Genomic DNA, 15,648 nt, shown 5'->3' on the forward strand with positions numbered 1-15,648 from the left:
ATAAGAAAATGGCATTGAAAACATTCAATCCGATCACCCCGAGCCAGCGCCAGCTGGTCATCGTCGACCGTTCCGCCCTCTACAAGGGCAAGCCGGTGAAGGCGCTGACGGAAGGCCTGACCAAGAGCGGCGGTCGTAACAACCTCGGCCGCATCACCGCCCGCTTCATCGGCGGCGGTCACAAGCGCAGCTACCGTCTGGTCGACTTCAAGCGTCGTAAGTTTGACGTCGAAGGCACCGTCGAACGTATCGAATACGATCCGAACCGCACGGCTTTCATCGCTCTCGTGAGCTATGCCGACGGCGAGCAGGCCTACATCATCGCTCCGCAGCGTCTCGCTGCCGGCGACAAGGTCATCGCTTCGGAAAAGGCTGTCGACGTCAAGCCCGGCAACACCATGCCGCTGCAGTACATCCCGGTCGGCTCCATCATCCATAACGTGGAAATGAAGCCGGGCAAGGGCGGTCAGATCGCTCGCTCCGCCGGTTCCTATGCGCAGCTCGTGGGCCGTGACCAGGGCATGGCGATCCTTCGCCTGAACTCCGGTGAACAGCGTCTCGTAAGCGGCGTCTGCCTTGCTTCGATCGGCGCCGTCTCCAACCCGGACCACGCCAACATCAACGACGGCAAGGCCGGTCGTACCGTTTGGCGCGGCAAGCGTCCGCATAACCGCGGTGTCGTCATGAACCCGGTCGACCATCCGCACGGCGGTGGTGAAGGCCGTACCTCCGGTGGTCGCCATCCGGTGACGCCTTGGGGTAAGCCGACCAAGGGCAAGCGTACCCGGTCGAACAAGTCGACCGACAAGATGATCATGCGCTCGCGTCATCAGCGTAAGAAGTAAGAGAGGAAGTCTCCAATGGCTCGTTCAGTATGGAAAGGTCCGTTCGTTGACGGCTATCTTCTCAAGAAGGCTGAGAAGGTTCGTGAAGGCGGACGTGCAGAAGTGATCAAGATCTGGAGCCGTCGCTCCACGATCCTGCCGCAGTTCGTCGGTCTTACCTTCGGCGTCTACAACGGCAGCAAACATGTTCCGGTCAGCGTCAATGAAGACATGGTCGGCCACAAATTCGGTGAATTCTCTCCGACCCGCACCTACTACGGTCACGGCGCGGACAAGAAGGCGAAGAGGAAGTAACAATGGGCAAGGCAAAAGCCGAACGCCGGCTGAAGGACAACGAGGCGCAAGCAGTCGCCCGCACGCTCCGCGTCAGCCCCCAGAAGCTCAACCTGGTTGCTGCGGCCATCCGCGGCAAGAAGGTCGAGCGTGCACTCGCTGAGCTGGAGTTCTCCCGCAAGCGCATCGCAGGCGCCGTCAAGAAGACGCTCGAATCTGCGATCGCCAACGCCGAGAACAACCACGATCTCGACGTCGACGCACTCGTCGTCGCCGAGGCCTATGTCGGCAAGTCGATCGTCATGAAGCGTTTCCACGCTCGTGGCCGCGGTCGTGCGTCGCGCATCGAAAAGCCCTTCGCGCACCTGACGATCGTCGTTCGTGAAGTGCAGGCAGCAGAGGAGGCCGCATAATGGGTCAGAAAATCAATCCGATCGGTTTCCGTCTCGGCATCAACCGTACCTGGGATAGCCGCTGGTTTGCGGACAATGCCGAGTATGGCCAGCTGCTGCACGAAGACCTGAAGATGCGCAAGTTCGTCATGAGCGAACTGAAGCAGGCCGGTATTTCCAAGGTGGTTATCGAGCGTCCGCATAAGAAGTGCCGCGTCACGATCCACTCGGCACGTCCGGGCCTGATCATCGGCCGCAAGGGCGCAGACATCGACAAGCTCCGCAAGAAGCTGTCGGACATGACGAATTCGGAAACGCATCTCAACATCGTTGAAGTGCGCAAGCCCGAAGTCGACGCAACGCTGGTCGCTCAGTCGATCGCCCAGCAGCTTGAGCGCCGTGTGGCTTTCCGCCGCGCCATGAAGCGCGCCGTTCAGTCCGCGATGCGTCTTGGCGCCGAAGGCATCAAGATCACCTGCGCCGGCCGTCTCGGCGGTGCTGAAATCGCCCGTACGGAATGGTACCGCGAAGGCCGTGTGCCGCTGCACACCCTGCGCGCCGACATCGACTACGGCACGGCCGAAGCAGAAACCGCATTCGGTATCTGCGGCATCAAGGTCTGGATCTTCAAGGGCGAAATCCTTGAGCACGATCCGATGGCTTCCGAACGTCGCGCGCTGGAAGGCGACGCACAGGGTCCGGCAAGCCGCGAACGCGACCGTGGCGATCGTCGCCGCGAACGCGACAACGCGTAATTAGCGCTGGCGAAAGATAAGCTCGGAGAAGTAAGAAAATGTTGCAGCCAAAGCGTACTAAGTACCGCAAGCAGTTCAAGGGCCGCATCAAGGGCGTCGCCAAGGGCGGTTCTGACCTGGCATTCGGCGAATTCGGCCTGAAGGCTCAGGAGCCCAACCGCGTCAATGCACGCGAGATCGAAGCGGCCCGCCGCGCGATCACGCGTTACATGAAGCGCGCCGGCCGTGTATGGATCCGCGTGTTCCCGGACGTTCCGGTAACCGCAAAGCCGACCGAAGTCCGCATGGGTAAAGGTAAGGGCTCCGTTGAGTACTGGGCATGCAAGGTCAAGCCCGGTCGTATGATGTTCGAGATCGACGGCGTCAGCGAAGAGATCGCCCGCGAGGCGCTTCGCCTCGGCTCTGCCAAGCTCTCGGTCAAGACGCGCTTCGTTCAGCGCATTGCAGAGTAAGGATTGAGCTCATGAAAGCCTCAGACGTTCGCGCGCTCAGCGCCGACCAACTCAAGGACGAGCTTGCCAAGCTGAAGAAGGAGCAGTTCAACCTGCGCTTCCAGAAGGCGACCGGCCAGCTCGAAAAGTCCTCGCGCATCAACGAAGTCCGCAAGGACATCGCCCGCGTGAAAACCATTGCCCGCCAGAAGGCGGCAGAAGTTAAGGCCTAAAGGAAGAAAAACATGCCGAAGCGCATCCTGCAGGGCGTCGTCGTTGGCGACAAGAACGAGAAGACGGTAGTGGTTCGCGTCGAGCGTCGTTTCGCTCACCCGCTGCTCCAGAAGACCGTTCGTCGTTCCAAGAAGTACAAGGCCCACGACGAAAACAACCAGTACAAGATCGGCGATACCGTTTCCATCGAGGAATGCGCGCCGATCTCCAAGGACAAGCGCTGGACGGTCATCGCCGCCCAGGGCAAGTAAACAGAATTTTGTGCGAGGCCTTGCGTCTCGCCGAAATATCTGTATGAAGCAGCGTCAGAACGCTCGAATGCCGGGCGTTCTTTTGCTTTGAGCGCACGGAAGGTCCCGTTCGGGAAACCACCCTGGCACGATCGACCCCGCGCTATTCAGCTATTGCCGTGTTTTACCTGCCGTTACGGCAGGCGGGCCGGCGAACATTTTCATAAGCCGGGGTAGGGGGCTTAGGCCCAACCATTCCGGTAAACCAAGAAGGCGACCTGATATGATTCAGATGCAAACAAACCTCGACGTCGCGGATAATTCCGGCGCACGTCGTGTCATGTGCATCAAGGTGCTGGGCGGCTCGAAGCGCAAGTATGCCTCGATCGGCGACGTCATCGTCGTTTCGATCAAGGAAGCGATCCCGCGCGGCCGCGTGAAGAAGGGTGACGTGATGAAGGCGGTTGTCGTTCGCACCGCCAAGGATATCCGTCGTCCGGATGGCTCCGTCATCCGCTTCGACACCAACGCAGCAGTCCTCATCGACAACAAGAAAGAGCCGATCGGCACCCGTATCTTCGGACCGGTTCCGCGCGAACTTCGCGCCAAGAACCACATGAAGATCATCTCGCTGGCTCCCGAAGTACTGTAAGGAGCGAAGCGATGCAGAAGATTCGTAAAGGCGACAAGGTCGTCATGCTCGCTGGCAAGGACAAGGGCCGTACCGGCGAAGTTGTTCAGGTCATGCCGAAGGAAGATCGTGCCGTCGTTCGCGGCGTCAACGTCGTGAAGCGCCATCAGCGCCAGACGCAGACCCAGGAAGCCGGCATCATCAACAAGGAAGCCCCGGTTCACCTGTCGAACATCGCAATCGTCGACAAGGACGGCAAGCCGACTCGCGTCGGTTTCAAGGTCGTTGACGGCAAGAAGGTCCGTGTGGCCAAGCGTTCTGGAGAAGTGATCGATGGCTGAGGCAAAATACGAGCCGCGGCTCAAGAAGGAATATGTCGAGCGCATCCGCAAGGCGATGCAGGAGAAGTTCTCCTACGCCAACGAGATGATGATCCCGAAGCTCGACAAGATCGTGATCAACATGGGCGTCGGTGAAGCGACCGCTGACTCGAAGAAGCCGACGGTTGCTGCCGCCGACCTCGCAGCGATCGCCGGTCAGAAGCCGGTCATCACCCGCGCACGCAACTCTATCGCTGGCTTCAAGGTCCGCGAAAACATGCCGATCGGCGCGAAGGTCACCCTGCGCGGCGCCCGCATGTACGAGTTCCTGGATCGCCTGGTCAACATCGCGCTCCCGCGCGTTCGCGACTTCCGCGGCCTGAACCCGAAGAGCTTTGACGGCCGTGGCAACTTCGCCATGGGCATCAAGGAGCACATTGTGTTCCCTGAAATCAACTACGACAAGGTTGATCAGATGTGGGGCATGGACATCATCGTTTGCACGACGGCGACGACCGACGACGAAGCACGGGCTCTCCTGAAAGAGTTCAGCTTCCCGTTCCGTCAATAACCGTAACGACGAGCGTAGAAAAGGAACCTGACATGGCGAAGACAAGCGCAGTTGAAAAGAACAAGCGCCGCCGTACTACGGTCGCCAACCAGGCCGCTAAGCGGGCTGCGTTGAAGGCGATCATCATGAACCAGGCTCTTCCGATCGAAGAGCGGTTCAAGGCCTCGATCAAGCTGGCATCCCTGCCGCGCGATGGATCGAAGACCCGCATTCGCAACCGTTGCGAAGTATCGGGCCGTCCGCGCGCATATTACCGCAAACTGCGCATGTCGCGTATTGCGCTGCGTGAACTGGGCAATCTCGGCAAGGTGCCGGGCATCGTCAAGTCGAGCTGGTAAGGAGCAGGTTAGATGACAATGACTGATCCGTTGGGCGATATGCTCACTCGCATCCGTAACGGCGCTTCCCGCCGCAAGTCGTCGGTCTCGACGCCTGCGTCCAAGCTCCGTGCGCGTGTTCTCGATGTTCTGCAGTCCGAAGGCTACATCCGTGGCTATTCCGTTGTCGATTTCGGCAATGGCAAGTCGGAGCTCAACATCGAGCTGAAATATTATGAAGGCGCGTCGGTGATCCGTGAGATCGGCCGCGTGTCCAAGCCGGGCCGCCGGGTTTATGTCTCGGTCAAGTCCATTCCGCAGGTCGCGAACGGTCTCGGCATCACCATCCTTTCGACTCCGAAGGGTGTGATGGCCGATCACCAGGCTCGTGAACAGAACGTTGGTGGCGAGGTTCTTTGCTCGGTCTTCTAAGATCGGGCAGGGATCTCCATAGCGAACAGACAGGATTGAAACATGTCTCGTATCGGTAAGAAGCCCGTTCAGGTGCCTGCTGGGATCACGGCTACGGTCGATGGCCAGAAGGTTACCGCAAAGGGCCCGAAGGGCGAGCTGTTTTTCGTCGCCAACGACGAAATCAGCCTCAAGCTCGAAAATAACGCGGTCGTCGTGACGCCGCTGAACCAGTCCAAGGATGCGCGTTCGAAGTGGGGCATGTCCCGCACGATGATCGAAGGCATCTTCAAGGGCGTCAAGGACGGTTACGAGCGCAAGCTCGAAATCAACGGCGTCGGTTATCGCGCCGCCATGCAGGGCAAGAACCTGCAGCTGGCTCTCGGTTTCAGCCATGACGTGGTCTATGAGCCGCCTGTCGGCATCTCGATTGCTGTTCCGAAGCCGACTGAAATCATCGTCAGCGGCATCAACAAGCAGCAGGTCGGTCAGGTCGCCGCCGAAATCCGCGAATATCGCGGTCCTGAGCCCTATAAGGGCAAGGGCGTCAAGTATGCTGACGAGCGCATCGTCCGCAAAGAAGGCAAGAAGAAGTAAGGATCACGCGAAATGGCTAGCAGGAAAGAAGCACTTGCACGTCGTGCCAACCGCGTGCGCCGTCATCTCAAGTCGGTGGCCAATGGCCGTCCGCGCCTGTCGGTTCATCGCTCCTCGAAGAACATCTACGCTCAGATCATCGATGATGTGGCCGGCAAGACGCTTGCGTCTGCCTCCACCCTTGAGAAGGATCTGCGCGGTTCTCTGAAGACCGGTGCCGATACCGCCGCCGCCGCCGTCGTAGGTAAGCTCGTCGCCGAGCGCGCCTCCAAGGCCGGTGTTACCGAAGTCGTGTTCGACCGTGGCGCCTTCATTTATCACGGCCGCATCAAGGCTCTCGCCGAAGCGGCCCGCGAAGGCGGTCTCACCTTCTGATCAGTTTCCGGCCGGACGCTCTTGCGCCGGCCGGATTTTCGCCGGACCGCGGGTACTTCTCTAAAGAAGGGGAGGCTCATGCGGTCCACATTCGTTTGCCGATTGCACCCGGAAAAGAAAAAGGAAGAGGACAATGGCACAGGAAAGAAGGCCGCAGCGGGAAGACCGCCAGAGCCGTGAAGAGCGCGATAGCGAATTCGTCGACAAGCTTGTCGCGATCAACCGCGTCGCCAAGGTCGTCAAGGGCGGCCGTCGTTTTGGTTTCGCAGCACTCGTCGTCGTCGGCGACCAGAAGGGCCGCGTCGGCTTCGGCCATGGCAAGGCGCGTGAAGTGCCGGAGGCCATCCGCAAGGCTACCGAAGCCGCAAAGCGCGAGCTGATCTTCGTACCGCTGCGTGACGGCCGTACGCTGCACCACGACGTCCATGGCCGCCATGGCGCCGGCAAGGTTCTGCTGCGCTCGGCCAAGGTCGGTACCGGCATCATCGCCGGCGGTCCGATGCGCGCCGTTTTCGAAACGCTCGGCATGCACGACGTCGTCGCCAAGTCGACCGGTTCGTCGAACCCTTACAACATGGTTCGCGCCACCTTCGACGCTCTGAAGCACCAGGTTCACCCGAAGGACATCGCAGCTCAGCGCGGCATCAAGTATGCAACGCTGCAGGCTCGTCGTAGCGCCTCCGGCAACGCCTCTGAAGAATAAGAGGAGCTGACCAATGGCCAAGGCTACCAAGAAGGCTGAAGCGAAGACTGTTACGATCGAACAGGTCGGCAGCCCGATTCGCCGTCCGGACGTCCAGCAGCGCACGCTGATCGGTCTCGGATTGAACAAGATGCACCGTCGCCGCACGCTGGAGGACACTCCTTCGGTTCGTGGCATGATCCGTGCTGTCCAGCATCTCGTTCGCATCGTCGACGAGAAGTGAGACGGAGGAAACGCTCATGAAACTCAATGAAATCAAGGACAACGAAGGTTCGACCCACAGCCGCAAGCGCCTCGGCCGCGGTATCGGTTCGGGCTCGGGCAAGACCGGTGGTCGCGGTGTCAAGGGTCAGAAGTCCCGTTCCGGCGTCGCCATCAACGGCTTCGAAGGCGGCCAGATGCCGATCTATCGTCGTCTGCCGAAGCGCGGCTTCAACAACATCTTCGCAGCCGACTACGTCGTCGTATCGCTGGCCCGTATCCAGGCTGCCGTCGATGCCGGCAAGCTGGACGTGAAGGCGACCGTTGACGCAGCTGCCCTCAAGGCCGCCGGCGTCATCCGTCGCGCCAAGGACGGCGTTCGCGTTCTCGCCGACGGCGAGCTCAAGGCCAAGATCACGCTCGAAGTTGCAGGCGCTTCCAAGTCGGCCGTCGAGAAGATCGAAAAGGCCGGCGGCAAGATAACGCTGCTTTCGGCTCCTGCAGCAGCCGAATAATAATAATCTGATGATATGTCGCCCGGGGTGCTTCACACCGGGCGATTTTGCTCCCATATGTGGGCCTCACAAAAACTTGGCTGGCGCGCCCGCGTCATGCCGGTAAGACTGGAAACAAGGGTGAGGCATGGGGTTGCGCTGCAATCCGTTCCAAGCCCGGTTTTGAATAATTTCATACTGATTCCGGGGCCGGCTATCCCCCAGAGACGCCGGAATTGGTAGCGCGGAGAAACGCATGGCTTCTGCAGCGGAACAATTGGCATCCAACCTCAATTTTTCGACCTTTGCCAAAGCCGAGGATCTGAAGAAGCGCCTGTGGTTCACACTGGCAGCTCTCCTCGTCTATAGGCTCGGCACCCATATTCCGCTTCCGGGTCTCAATCCCGAAGCCTATGCCCAGGCTTTCCGCGGCCAGGCAGGCGGCATTCTCGGCCTTTTCAACATGTTCTCGGGCGGCGCCGTTCAGCGCATGGCGATTTTCGCGCTCGGCATCATGCCCTACATCTCCGCTTCGATCATCGTGCAGCTCATGACCTCGGTCGTGCCGGCGCTCGAAAACCTGAAGAAGGAAGGCGAGCAGGGCCGCAAGATCATCAACCAGTACACCCGCTACGGCACCGTCATTCTCGGCGCGCTTCAGGCCTACGGCATCGCCGCCGGTCTCGAGAGCGGCCAGGGCCTCGTCGTCGATCCGGGCTGGTTCTTCCGTGTTTCCACCGTTCTGACGCTGCTCGGCGGCACGATGTTCCTGATGTGGCTCGGCGAGCAGATCACCTCGCGCGGCATCGGCAACGGTATTTCGCTGATCATCTTCGCCGGTATCGCAGCCGGTCTTCCGAGCGCTCTTGCCGGTACTCTCGAACTCGGCCGCACCGGCGCGCTGTCGACCACTCTCATCCTGCTCGTCATCATCGTCGCGATCGGCGTCATCGGTGTCATCGTCTTCGTGGAGCGAGCCCAGCGCCGGTTGCTGATCCAGTATCCGAAGCGTCAGGTCGGCAACCGCATGTTCCAGGGCGATACCTCGCACCTGCCGCTGAAGCTGAACACCTCTGGCGTGATTCCGGCGATCTTTGCCTCCTCGCTGCTGCTTCTGCCGGCGACGGTCGCAGGCTTTGCCAACACCACGGCTATGCCCGCCTGGGCGACGTCGATCGTTGCCGCCCTCGGCCATGGCCAGCCGCTCTACATGGTGCTGTATGCGGCGCTGATCGCCTTCTTCGCCTTCTTCTATACGGCCATCGTCTTCAATCCGAAGGACACGGCCGACAATCTGAAGAAGCATGGCGGCTTTATCCCCGGTATCCGTCCGGGTGAACGCACCGCCGAATATATCGACTACGTGCTGACCCGCATCACGGTCATCGGCGCGATCTATCTGGTCTTCGTCTGCATCCTTCCGGAGATTCTGGTGTCGCAAACCGGCATTCCATTATCCCTTGGTGGGACTTCGCTTTTGATCGTGGTTAGCGTAACTCTTGATACGGTTGCACAGATCCAGGGTCACCTGATCGCGCAGCAATACGAAGGCCTGATCAAGAAATCGAAGTTGCGTGGAGGAAAGAGGGGGCGATGAGACTTATCCTTTTGGGGCCGCCGGGCGCGGGTAAGGGAACCCAGGCCCAGCGGATCGTGGAAAAGCACGGCATTCCGCAGCTTTCCACGGGTGATATGCTGCGTGCGGCGGTGAACGCCGGTACCGAAGTCGGCAAGCGCGCCAAAGCGGTGATGGACGCCGGCAAGCTGGTCTCGGACGAGATCGTCATCGCCATCGTCTCCGAGCGAATCGATCAGCCCGATTGCGCCAACGGTTTCATTCTCGACGGCTTCCCCAGGACGCTCGTCCAGGCGGACGCCACCGAGGCGATGCTGAGGGCGAAGGGTCTCGGTCTCTCCGTCGTCATCGAATTCCGTGTCGATGATGCCGAACTGGTCCGTCGTGTTGCCGGCCGCTATTCCTGCGCACAGTGCGGCAGCGTCTATCATGACACCGACAAGGTTCCGGCCAATGAAGGTGTGTGCGACAAGTGCGGTTCCACCCACTTCAAGCGCCGCCCGGACGACACTCCGGAGACCATGACGGCCCGGCTGCAGGTCTATTACAAGGAGACCTCACCGCTGATCGGCTACTACCATGCCAAGGGCAAGCTCAAGTCCGTCGACGGCATGGCGGAGATCGATCAGGTGACCGCCGAGGTCGAAGGCATTCTTTCCAAGCTTTAAGGCTTTGAAAATAAAACTTGGCGGAACGGTTGCTTTTCAGCAGTGATTCCGCTAAACACCGCGCCAACTCGCGACATTCCATGCGATCGGCGCGGATTTCCCAGGGAAGTCCGGGTTCGGTCGTGTTGACATGTTGCGGACCTAAATTTGAACGGGCGGTTCTCAAGGACCGCATAACGAAGCCCACTTGCCGGATGGCAACTGGAATGCAAGGAGAACAGGCGTGGCACGTATCGCTGGCGTCAACATCCCGACTGCAAAGCGCGTTGTCATCGCGCTGACCTACATTCACGGGATCGGTCCGAAATTCGCACAGGAAATCGTCGAGAAGGTCGGTATTCCGGCTGAACGTCGTGTGCATCAGCTGACGGACGCTGAAGTCCTTCAGATCCGCGAAGCCATCGACCGCGACTATCAGGTCGAGGGTGATCTTCGTCGCGAAACCGCGATGAACATCAAGCGCCTGATGGACCTCGGCTGCTACCGCGGCCTGCGTCATCGCCGCGGCCTTCCGGTCCGCGGTCAGCGCACGCACACCAATGCCCGCACCCGCAAAGGTCCGGCAAAGGCAATCGCTGGCAAGAAGAAGTAATTTCCGGGAAACCGGAGTGGGGAGGCTGGCGGTCCGCGCCGGCCTCTTTTGAGTTTGGAGCGGGGCCGTATAGGCGCCGTTCCGGTGTAGCCGCTGGCATTACGGCGGTGAAGAGATCAACGAAAGGAATACCATGGCTAAGGAAGCCGTCCGCGTTCGCCGTCGCGAGCGCAAGAATATCTCGTCGGGTGTCGCTCACGTCAACTCGACCTTCAACAACACGATGATCACCATCACTGATGCGCAGGGCAATGCGATTGCCTGGTCGTCGGCTGGCGCCAAGGGCTTCAAGGGCTCGCGCAAGTCGACCCCTTTCGCTGCCCAGATCGCTGCCGAAGACTGCGCCAAGAAGGCCCAGGAACACGGCATGAAGTCGCTGGAAGTCGAAGTCTGCGGTCCGGGTTCGGGCCGTGAATCGGCTCTGCGCGCGCTCCAGGCTGCCGGTTTCATGATCACGTCCATCCGCGACGTGACCCCGATCCCGCACAATGGCTGCCGTCCGCGCAAGAAGCGCCGCGTCTGATCATCGCTCTCGTCACCGGTGAGCGCCTTCGCGCTCCCGGTGGTTTTCAAGCTCGGTTGCCACGATTGGATGGTGGCAACGAACGGAAGGCAAACTCATGATTCAGAAGAACTGGCAGGAACTGATCAAGCCGAACAAGGTGGAGTTCTCCTCGAGCTCGCGCACCAGGGCGACGCTCGTTGCCGAACCGCTGGAGCGCGGCTTCGGCCTCACCCTCGGCAACGCGTTGCGTCGCGTTCTGCTCTCCTCGCTGCGCGGCGCTGCCGTCACGGCGGTGCAGATCGACGGCGTGCTGCATGAATTCTCCTCGATTCCGGGCGTTCGCGAGGACGTGACGGACATCGTGCTCAACATCAAGGAAATCGCCATCAAGATGGATGGCGACGACGCAAAACGCATGGTCGTGCGCAAGCAGGGCCCGGGCGTTGTCACGGCTGGCGACATCCAGACGGTCGGCGATATCGAAATCCTCAACCCCGAGCATGTCATCTGCACGCTCGACGAGGGCGCCGAAATCCGCATGGAGTTCACCGTCAACAACGGCAAGGGCTACGTTCCGGCCGAGCGCAATCGTGCGGAAGATGCTCCGATCGGTCTCATCCCGGTCGACAGCCTCTATTCGCCGGTCAAGAAGGTGTCCTACAAGGTTGAAAACACCCGCGAAGGACAGGTTCTCGACTACGACAAGCTGAACATGACCATCGAAACCGATGGCTCGATCACCGGCGAAGACGCCGTCGCTTTCGCGGCGCGCATCCTCCAGGATCAGCTTGGCGTCTTCGTCAACTTCGACGAGCCGCAGAAGGAAACCGAAGAGGAAGCAGTCACCGAACTCGCTTTCAACCCGGCTCTCCTCAAGAAGGTGGACGAACTCGAACTGTCGGTCCGTTCGGCAAACTGCCTGAAGAACGACAACATCGTCTACATCGGCGACCTCATTCAGAAGACCGAAGCAGAAATGCTCCGCACACCGAATTTTGGTCGCAAGTCGCTGAACGAAATCAAGGAAGTTCTCGCTTCCATGGGCCTGCACCTCGGCATGGAAGTGCCGGCATGGCCGCCCGAGAACATCGAAGATCTCGCCAAGCGTTACGAAGACCAGTACTGAGCGGCGTGAGGAAAAGTGTAAAGCGGTTTTCCGCCCGCACGCCGATCGCAAGAACATAACAAAAGGCAGGCTCTTTCGGCTGCCTTTCCCCGTCAAACAGCAGGCCGATCGCCTGCATGTGCCAGGAAACGGCAGGCCCACTTAGCGTAAGGGCACCTGCATTAAAGGAGAATAGCAATGCGCCATGGTAAAGCCGGCCGCAAGCTGAATAGAACTGCAAGCCACCGCAAGGCGATGTTCGCCAACATGGCGGCTTCGCTCATCACCCACGAGCAGATCGTCACGACCCTGCCGAAGGCCAAGGAAATCCGCCCGATCGTCGAGAAGCTCGTCACGCTCGGCAAGCGCGGCGACCTGCACGCTCGCCGTCAGGCGATCTCGCAGATCCGTGATGCCGCTGTCGTTTCGAAGCTGTTCGACACGATCGCAACGCGCTACGCCACCCGCAACGGCGGCTACCTGCGCATCATGAAGGCCGGCTTCCGCCAGGGCGACAATGCCGCTTTGGCCGTGATCGAATTCGTTGATCGCGACACCTACGCCAAGGGCGCAGCCGACAAGGCCCGCGTGGCTGCCGAAGAGCAGGCCGTCGCTGCCTAAGATTTTCCGGTTTCGGAAAACAAGAAAGCCGGGCCTTGCGCCCGGCTTTTTATTTATGCCCGCCTTTTGAAGAGTGAGCAGCCCCATGATCGACCACATGACCGTCGCGGTAAGTGATTTGTCGAAGAGCAAGCTCTTCTACGAAAAAGCGTTTCTACCATTGGGTTACAGGCTTGCTTTCGGTAAGGAGAATGTCTTCTGGGCCTTCGATATCGGCAATGGCTGCCTGTTCGAGATCCAGCAGGCGGAAAGTCCGCCGCCTTTGACCCGCATTCACGTCGCCTTTAGGGCGCGCAGCAAGGCGGAGGTCGATGCCTTTCATCACGCCGCACTCGATGCCGGCGCCAGGGATAACGGTGGCCCCGGCCCACGCCCGGAATATGCTCCCGATTATTACGCCTGCTTCGTGCTTGATCCCGATGGCTACAATATCGAGGCAACGATCAACGACCAGGCAGTCGGAACGTGAGAGGCGCCTTTGTAAATCTGCCCGGGTGCACGCAAGTCCGGCGTTTCGCAGTCCTGCTGCTCATTATCGTTTCCGGTTTGACGCTCAGACGCTTCGGCTATGCAGCCGATCTGCCCTCCCTCGTCGTTAAATATGGCGGGTCGCTGCTTTGGGGAGCCATGGTCTATTTCCTGCTGGCACTTGCCGTTACATCTCGCACAGCAAGAATGCCGTCCGCAGGAATCGCTGCCCTGGCGCTGGCTGTCGCCATCTGCGTTGAATTTTTCCGGCTCTACCACACACCCTGGCTCGATGCATTTCGATTAACGACTGCCGGAGCCTTGCTGCTTGGGCGAGTATTCTCGCTCTGGAATATCTTGGCATACGCCATCGGCATAGCGGTGGCCTTTGCCTTTGACCCTGCGCATCGCCAATCATCGCCTTCGCGGCGTGGATCATCACGAAGCTGATGATTCCACGGCGCGGCCACGTAGCCGCCCCTGGCTCTTCTTCCGGCTGCGGGCAATCGGCCGGTAGGAACGGTAGAGGATGAGCGCAACGATCAGTCCGACATAGATATATTGTTCGAGATCGAGGATCTTGGTCGACAGCGCGAAGTGCAGCGCCCCGCAGGCGGCGATGATGTAGACCAGGCGATGCAGCCAGGTCCAGTTCTTGCCGAGGCGGCGGATGGAGAAATTGTTGGATGTCGCAGCCAGCGGCGCGAGCATTGCGAGCCCCGCCATGCCGAACATGATGAAGGGGCGCTTCAGCACGTCGTTGATGACGGCCTGGATATCCATTGCCTGGTCGAGCACCATGTAGACGGTGAAATGCATCAGCGCGTAGTAGAAGGTCAACAGGCCGAGCGCGCGGCGATAGCGCAGATAGTTCCAGCCGAAAAGCTCGCGGGCAGGGGAGACGGCCAGCGTCAGTATCAGGAAACGGATCGTCCAGATGCCGAGGAATAGCTCGAAGGTCTTGACCGGATCGGCGCCGAGCTGATCGGTCGCGCCGAGGTAAAAGGTCCAGGCAGCCGGCACGAGCCCCACGACATACAGCAGCCAGACGGAGGCGGGCTGCCAGCGCTTGGGGATGGCGAGCGAGAGTTCCGCCATCAGAAATTCGCCTTCAGATCCATGCCGGCATAGAGGCTCGCCACCTCATCGGCATAGCCGTTGAAGGGCAGGGTGGGGTGGCGGCTGGCGCCGAAGAAGCCGCTTTCGCCGATGCGCCGTTCGGTGGCCTGGCTCCAGCGCGGATGGTCGACGGCCGGGTTGACGTTGGCGTAAAAGCCGTATTCCTGCGGGTTGGTCACCTGCCAGGTGTTCTTCGGCTGCTGGTCGGTGAGCGTGATCCTGACGATCGATTTGATGCCCTTGAAGCCGTACTTCCATGGCACGACGAGGCGGATCGGCGCGCCGTTCTGGTTCGGCAGGGTTTCGCCATAGAGCCCGACGGCAAGCAGCGTCAGCGGATGGCGCGCCTCGTCCAGGCGAAGGCCCTCGACATAGGGCCAGTCGAGCGACTGGAAGAAACCCTTCTGCCCTGGCATTTCCTCCGGCCGCACGACGGTTTCGAAGGCGACATATTTGGCGCTGCCGAGCGGCTCCACCTTGTCGAGCAGCGATGCCAGCGGAAAGCCGTCCCACGGAATGACCATCGACCAGGCCTCGACGCAGCGCATCCGATAGGTGCGTTCCTCGATCGGGAATTCCTTCATCAGCGCCTCGACGTCGAAGGTGCCAGGCTTGTTGACCATGCCGTCGATCTTGACCGTCCAGGGCAACGGTTTGAAATCGCCGGAAAGAGCGGCGGGATCGCCCTTGTCGAGGCCGAATTCATAGAAATTGTTGTAGGTCGTCACGTCCTTGAGCGGCGTCGCTTTCTCATCGACCTTGTACTTGCTCTCGACGGCGGAAAGTGCTGCCGCGCTCGCCTTGCCTGCGCCGTAGAGCGCCATGGCGCCAAGCGTTGCAGCACCCAGGAATTCGCGGCGGCGCATATAGACCTGGCGCGGCGTGATTTCCGATGAAGCGATCTTCGGTGGGCGATAAGTCGGCATGTCAAAACCTCCTGGGCGGCTTTCCGACTATAGTCCTTAAACGAAGCGCCCGCATGTTCGGATCAATCTCTATGCCTTGAATACCATCGACGGGAAGCCAATTTTTTGTGTACGCCTGTGATGGAATAGGCTGTAACAAAACGTCTCGTCGAACCGTATATGATCGATGCGCGTCGTATCTCTTCCTCCGGTGGCGTACCGGATTTGGCCTTCCCGGTAGTGACAGCCCCCGTCGATTGGATTAGGACAATTCCAAACAGCAGCGATCGCCTGGCCGCAAGCTCCAAA

The 15,648-nt window shown here is 60.0% G+C and carries 27 protein-coding genes; 25 read left to right on the top strand and 2 right to left on the bottom strand.

Going from position 1 to position 15,648, the window contains the following annotated elements:
* Positions 1-8 precede the first annotated feature (8 nt).
* The 25 genes from rplB (at position 9) to ATY78_RS27950 (ending at position 13,765) form a co-directional block, all read left to right on the top strand.
* Entirely contained in the window at positions 9-845 is an 837-nt protein-coding gene (gene rplB / locus ATY78_RS27830; protein ID WP_088685491.1) for a 50S ribosomal protein L2, read from the top strand.
* A 15-nt stretch (positions 846-860) separates the two neighbouring features.
* A complete protein-coding gene (rpsS, locus tag ATY78_RS27835; RefSeq protein WP_007531666.1) occupies positions 861-1,139 on the top strand; it encodes a 30S ribosomal protein S19 in 279 nt (92 codons plus the stop codon).
* A 2-nt stretch (positions 1,140-1,141) separates the two neighbouring features.
* Positions 1,142-1,531 (top strand): 50S ribosomal protein L22, encoded by a 390-nt coding sequence (gene rplV / locus ATY78_RS27840; protein ID WP_004674922.1) that lies wholly within the window; start codon positions 1,142-1,144, stop codon positions 1,529-1,531.
* Positions 1,531-2,265, top strand: a complete 735-nt coding sequence (gene rpsC, locus ATY78_RS27845; protein WP_003573793.1) for a 30S ribosomal protein S3 — start codon at positions 1,531-1,533, stop codon at positions 2,263-2,265. Before rplV ends, rpsC begins: the two co-directional genes overlap by 1 nt.
* Before the next feature lie 38 nt (positions 2,266-2,303).
* Positions 2,304-2,717, top strand: a complete 414-nt coding sequence (gene rplP / locus ATY78_RS27850; protein WP_003573792.1) for a 50S ribosomal protein L16 — start codon at positions 2,304-2,306, stop codon at positions 2,715-2,717.
* An 11-nt stretch (positions 2,718-2,728) separates the two neighbouring features.
* Positions 2,729-2,929 (top strand): 50S ribosomal protein L29, encoded by a 201-nt coding sequence (gene rpmC, locus ATY78_RS27855; RefSeq protein ID WP_008521335.1) that lies wholly within the window; start codon positions 2,729-2,731, stop codon positions 2,927-2,929.
* A gap of 12 nt (positions 2,930-2,941) precedes the next feature.
* Positions 2,942-3,181, top strand: coding sequence for a 30S ribosomal protein S17 (rpsQ, locus tag ATY78_RS27860; protein ID WP_004674926.1), 240 nt, complete (start codon positions 2,942-2,944; stop codon positions 3,179-3,181).
* Between the two features lie 262 nt (positions 3,182-3,443).
* Entirely contained in the window at positions 3,444-3,812 is a 369-nt protein-coding gene (rplN, locus tag ATY78_RS27865; RefSeq protein ID WP_003573790.1) for a 50S ribosomal protein L14, read from the top strand.
* An 11-nt stretch (positions 3,813-3,823) separates the two neighbouring features.
* Positions 3,824-4,132 (top strand): 50S ribosomal protein L24, encoded by a 309-nt coding sequence (gene rplX / locus ATY78_RS27870; RefSeq protein WP_004674929.1) that lies wholly within the window; start codon positions 3,824-3,826, stop codon positions 4,130-4,132.
* Complete coding sequence (gene rplE, locus ATY78_RS27875) at positions 4,125-4,682, top strand: 50S ribosomal protein L5 (RefSeq protein ID WP_004674930.1); 558 nt, start codon at positions 4,125-4,127, stop codon at positions 4,680-4,682. Before rplX ends, rplE begins: the two co-directional genes overlap by 8 nt.
* A gap of 32 nt (positions 4,683-4,714) precedes the next feature.
* Positions 4,715-5,020: a 30S ribosomal protein S14 gene (gene rpsN, locus ATY78_RS27880; protein WP_003573787.1), complete on the top strand. Its 306-nt coding sequence runs from the start codon at positions 4,715-4,717 to the stop codon at positions 5,018-5,020.
* A gap of 12 nt (positions 5,021-5,032) precedes the next feature.
* Positions 5,033-5,431, top strand: a complete 399-nt coding sequence (gene rpsH, locus ATY78_RS27885; RefSeq protein WP_004674934.1) for a 30S ribosomal protein S8 — start codon at positions 5,033-5,035, stop codon at positions 5,429-5,431.
* A gap of 42 nt (positions 5,432-5,473) precedes the next feature.
* On the top strand, positions 5,474-6,007 hold the full coding sequence (rplF, locus tag ATY78_RS27890) for a 50S ribosomal protein L6 (RefSeq protein WP_088397046.1): 534 nt from the start codon (positions 5,474-5,476) through the stop codon (positions 6,005-6,007).
* A gap of 12 nt (positions 6,008-6,019) precedes the next feature.
* Entirely contained in the window at positions 6,020-6,382 is a 363-nt protein-coding gene (gene rplR / locus ATY78_RS27895; protein WP_088685492.1) for a 50S ribosomal protein L18, read from the top strand.
* Between the two features lie 133 nt (positions 6,383-6,515).
* The gene (rpsE, locus tag ATY78_RS27900; protein WP_003573784.1) at positions 6,516-7,085 is read left to right on the top strand and encodes a 30S ribosomal protein S5; all 570 of its coding nucleotides are present in this window, start codon (positions 6,516-6,518) and stop codon (positions 7,083-7,085) included.
* A gap of 13 nt (positions 7,086-7,098) precedes the next feature.
* Positions 7,099-7,308, top strand: coding sequence for a 50S ribosomal protein L30 (gene rpmD / locus ATY78_RS27905; RefSeq protein WP_088685493.1), 210 nt, complete (start codon positions 7,099-7,101; stop codon positions 7,306-7,308).
* A 16-nt stretch (positions 7,309-7,324) separates the two neighbouring features.
* Positions 7,325-7,801, top strand: coding sequence for a 50S ribosomal protein L15 (gene rplO, locus ATY78_RS27910; protein ID WP_088685494.1), 477 nt, complete (start codon positions 7,325-7,327; stop codon positions 7,799-7,801).
* A 235-nt stretch (positions 7,802-8,036) separates the two neighbouring features.
* Positions 8,037-9,377: a preprotein translocase subunit SecY gene (gene secY, locus ATY78_RS27915; protein WP_088685495.1), complete on the top strand. Its 1,341-nt coding sequence runs from the start codon at positions 8,037-8,039 to the stop codon at positions 9,375-9,377.
* Complete coding sequence (locus ATY78_RS27920; protein WP_088685496.1) at positions 9,374-10,024, top strand: adenylate kinase; 651 nt, start codon at positions 9,374-9,376, stop codon at positions 10,022-10,024. The genes secY and ATY78_RS27920 overlap by 4 nt, the downstream gene beginning before the upstream one ends.
* A gap of 223 nt (positions 10,025-10,247) precedes the next feature.
* A complete protein-coding gene (gene rpsM, locus ATY78_RS27925) occupies positions 10,248-10,616 on the top strand; it encodes a 30S ribosomal protein S13 (RefSeq protein WP_008521297.1) in 369 nt (122 codons plus the stop codon).
* A 133-nt stretch (positions 10,617-10,749) separates the two neighbouring features.
* Positions 10,750-11,139 (top strand): 30S ribosomal protein S11, encoded by a 390-nt coding sequence (gene rpsK / locus ATY78_RS27930; protein ID WP_003547577.1) that lies wholly within the window; start codon positions 10,750-10,752, stop codon positions 11,137-11,139.
* Between the two features lie 97 nt (positions 11,140-11,236).
* Positions 11,237-12,247 (top strand): DNA-directed RNA polymerase subunit alpha, encoded by a 1,011-nt coding sequence (locus ATY78_RS27935; protein ID WP_003547579.1) that lies wholly within the window; start codon positions 11,237-11,239, stop codon positions 12,245-12,247.
* Positions 12,248-12,424: 177 nt separating this feature from the next.
* The gene (gene rplQ / locus ATY78_RS27940) at positions 12,425-12,847 is read left to right on the top strand and encodes a 50S ribosomal protein L17 (protein ID WP_088685497.1); all 423 of its coding nucleotides are present in this window, start codon (positions 12,425-12,427) and stop codon (positions 12,845-12,847) included.
* Positions 12,848-12,932: 85 nt separating this feature from the next.
* Entirely contained in the window at positions 12,933-13,316 is a 384-nt protein-coding gene (locus ATY78_RS27945) for a VOC family protein (RefSeq protein ID WP_088685498.1), read from the top strand.
* Positions 13,313-13,765: a DUF2809 domain-containing protein gene (locus ATY78_RS27950; RefSeq protein WP_088685499.1), complete on the top strand. Its 453-nt coding sequence runs from the start codon at positions 13,313-13,315 to the stop codon at positions 13,763-13,765. Before ATY78_RS27945 ends, ATY78_RS27950 begins: the two co-directional genes overlap by 4 nt.
* Here the strand turns inward: ATY78_RS27950 and msrQ are convergent.
* Both msrQ and msrP read right to left on the bottom strand, forming a co-directional pair.
* Positions 13,754-14,413 carry a protein-methionine-sulfoxide reductase heme-binding subunit MsrQ gene (gene msrQ, locus ATY78_RS27955; RefSeq protein WP_088685500.1) on the bottom strand — a complete coding sequence of 220 codons (660 nt, stop codon included), beginning with the start codon at positions 14,411-14,413 and terminating at the stop codon, positions 13,754-13,756. The two genes, ATY78_RS27950 and msrQ, sit on opposite strands and share 12 nt — an antisense overlap.
* A complete protein-coding gene (gene msrP, locus ATY78_RS27960) occupies positions 14,413-15,360 on the bottom strand; it encodes a protein-methionine-sulfoxide reductase catalytic subunit MsrP (RefSeq protein WP_088685501.1) in 948 nt (315 codons plus the stop codon). Before msrP ends, msrQ begins: the two co-directional genes overlap by 1 nt.
* Positions 15,361-15,648: the final 288 nt, after the last annotated feature.

The sequence above is a fragment of the Rhizobium sp. R635 genome (genome assembly GCF_002211285.1).
Taxonomy (GTDB): domain Bacteria; phylum Pseudomonadota; class Alphaproteobacteria; order Rhizobiales; family Rhizobiaceae; genus Rhizobium.

Bases quoted from the DNA above. Each gene is read 5' to 3' on its own strand.
- rplB (WP_088685491.1), top strand. From the start codon at position 9: ATGGCATTGAAAACATTCAATCCGATCACCCCGAGCCAGCGCCAGCTG.
- rpsS (WP_007531666.1), top strand. From the start codon at position 861: ATGGCTCGTTCAGTATGGAAAGGTCCGTTCGTTGACGGCTATCTTCTC.
- rplV (WP_004674922.1), top strand. From the start codon at position 1,142: ATGGGCAAGGCAAAAGCCGAACGCCGGCTGAAGGACAACGAGGCGCAA.
- rpsC (WP_003573793.1), top strand. From the start codon at position 1,531: ATGGGTCAGAAAATCAATCCGATCGGTTTCCGTCTCGGCATCAACCGT.
- rplP (WP_003573792.1), top strand. From the start codon at position 2,304: ATGTTGCAGCCAAAGCGTACTAAGTACCGCAAGCAGTTCAAGGGCCGC.
- rpmC (WP_008521335.1), top strand. From the start codon at position 2,729: ATGAAAGCCTCAGACGTTCGCGCGCTCAGCGCCGACCAACTCAAGGAC.
- rpsQ (WP_004674926.1), top strand. From the start codon at position 2,942: ATGCCGAAGCGCATCCTGCAGGGCGTCGTCGTTGGCGACAAGAACGAG.
- rplN (WP_003573790.1), top strand. From the start codon at position 3,444: ATGATTCAGATGCAAACAAACCTCGACGTCGCGGATAATTCCGGCGCA.
- rplX (WP_004674929.1), top strand. From the start codon at position 3,824: ATGCAGAAGATTCGTAAAGGCGACAAGGTCGTCATGCTCGCTGGCAAG.
- rplE (WP_004674930.1), top strand. From the start codon at position 4,125: ATGGCTGAGGCAAAATACGAGCCGCGGCTCAAGAAGGAATATGTCGAG.
- rpsN (WP_003573787.1), top strand. From the start codon at position 4,715: ATGGCGAAGACAAGCGCAGTTGAAAAGAACAAGCGCCGCCGTACTACG.
- rpsH (WP_004674934.1), top strand. From the start codon at position 5,033: ATGACAATGACTGATCCGTTGGGCGATATGCTCACTCGCATCCGTAAC.
- rplF (WP_088397046.1), top strand. From the start codon at position 5,474: ATGTCTCGTATCGGTAAGAAGCCCGTTCAGGTGCCTGCTGGGATCACG.
- rplR (WP_088685492.1), top strand. From the start codon at position 6,020: ATGGCTAGCAGGAAAGAAGCACTTGCACGTCGTGCCAACCGCGTGCGC.
- rpsE (WP_003573784.1), top strand. From the start codon at position 6,516: ATGGCACAGGAAAGAAGGCCGCAGCGGGAAGACCGCCAGAGCCGTGAA.
- rpmD (WP_088685493.1), top strand. From the start codon at position 7,099: ATGGCCAAGGCTACCAAGAAGGCTGAAGCGAAGACTGTTACGATCGAA.
- rplO (WP_088685494.1), top strand. From the start codon at position 7,325: ATGAAACTCAATGAAATCAAGGACAACGAAGGTTCGACCCACAGCCGC.
- secY (WP_088685495.1), top strand. From the start codon at position 8,037: ATGGCTTCTGCAGCGGAACAATTGGCATCCAACCTCAATTTTTCGACC.
- ATY78_RS27920 (WP_088685496.1), top strand. From the start codon at position 9,374: ATGAGACTTATCCTTTTGGGGCCGCCGGGCGCGGGTAAGGGAACCCAG.
- rpsK (WP_003547577.1), top strand. From the start codon at position 10,750: ATGGCTAAGGAAGCCGTCCGCGTTCGCCGTCGCGAGCGCAAGAATATC.
- ATY78_RS27935 (WP_003547579.1), top strand. From the start codon at position 11,237: ATGATTCAGAAGAACTGGCAGGAACTGATCAAGCCGAACAAGGTGGAG.
- rplQ (WP_088685497.1), top strand. From the start codon at position 12,425: ATGCGCCATGGTAAAGCCGGCCGCAAGCTGAATAGAACTGCAAGCCAC.
- ATY78_RS27945 (WP_088685498.1), top strand. From the start codon at position 12,933: ATGATCGACCACATGACCGTCGCGGTAAGTGATTTGTCGAAGAGCAAG.
- msrQ (WP_088685500.1), bottom strand. From the start codon at position 14,413: ATGGCGGAACTCTCGCTCGCCATCCCCAAGCGCTGGCAGCCCGCCTCC.
- msrP (WP_088685501.1), bottom strand. From the start codon at position 15,360: ATGCCGACTTATCGCCCACCGAAGATCGCTTCATCGGAAATCACGCCG.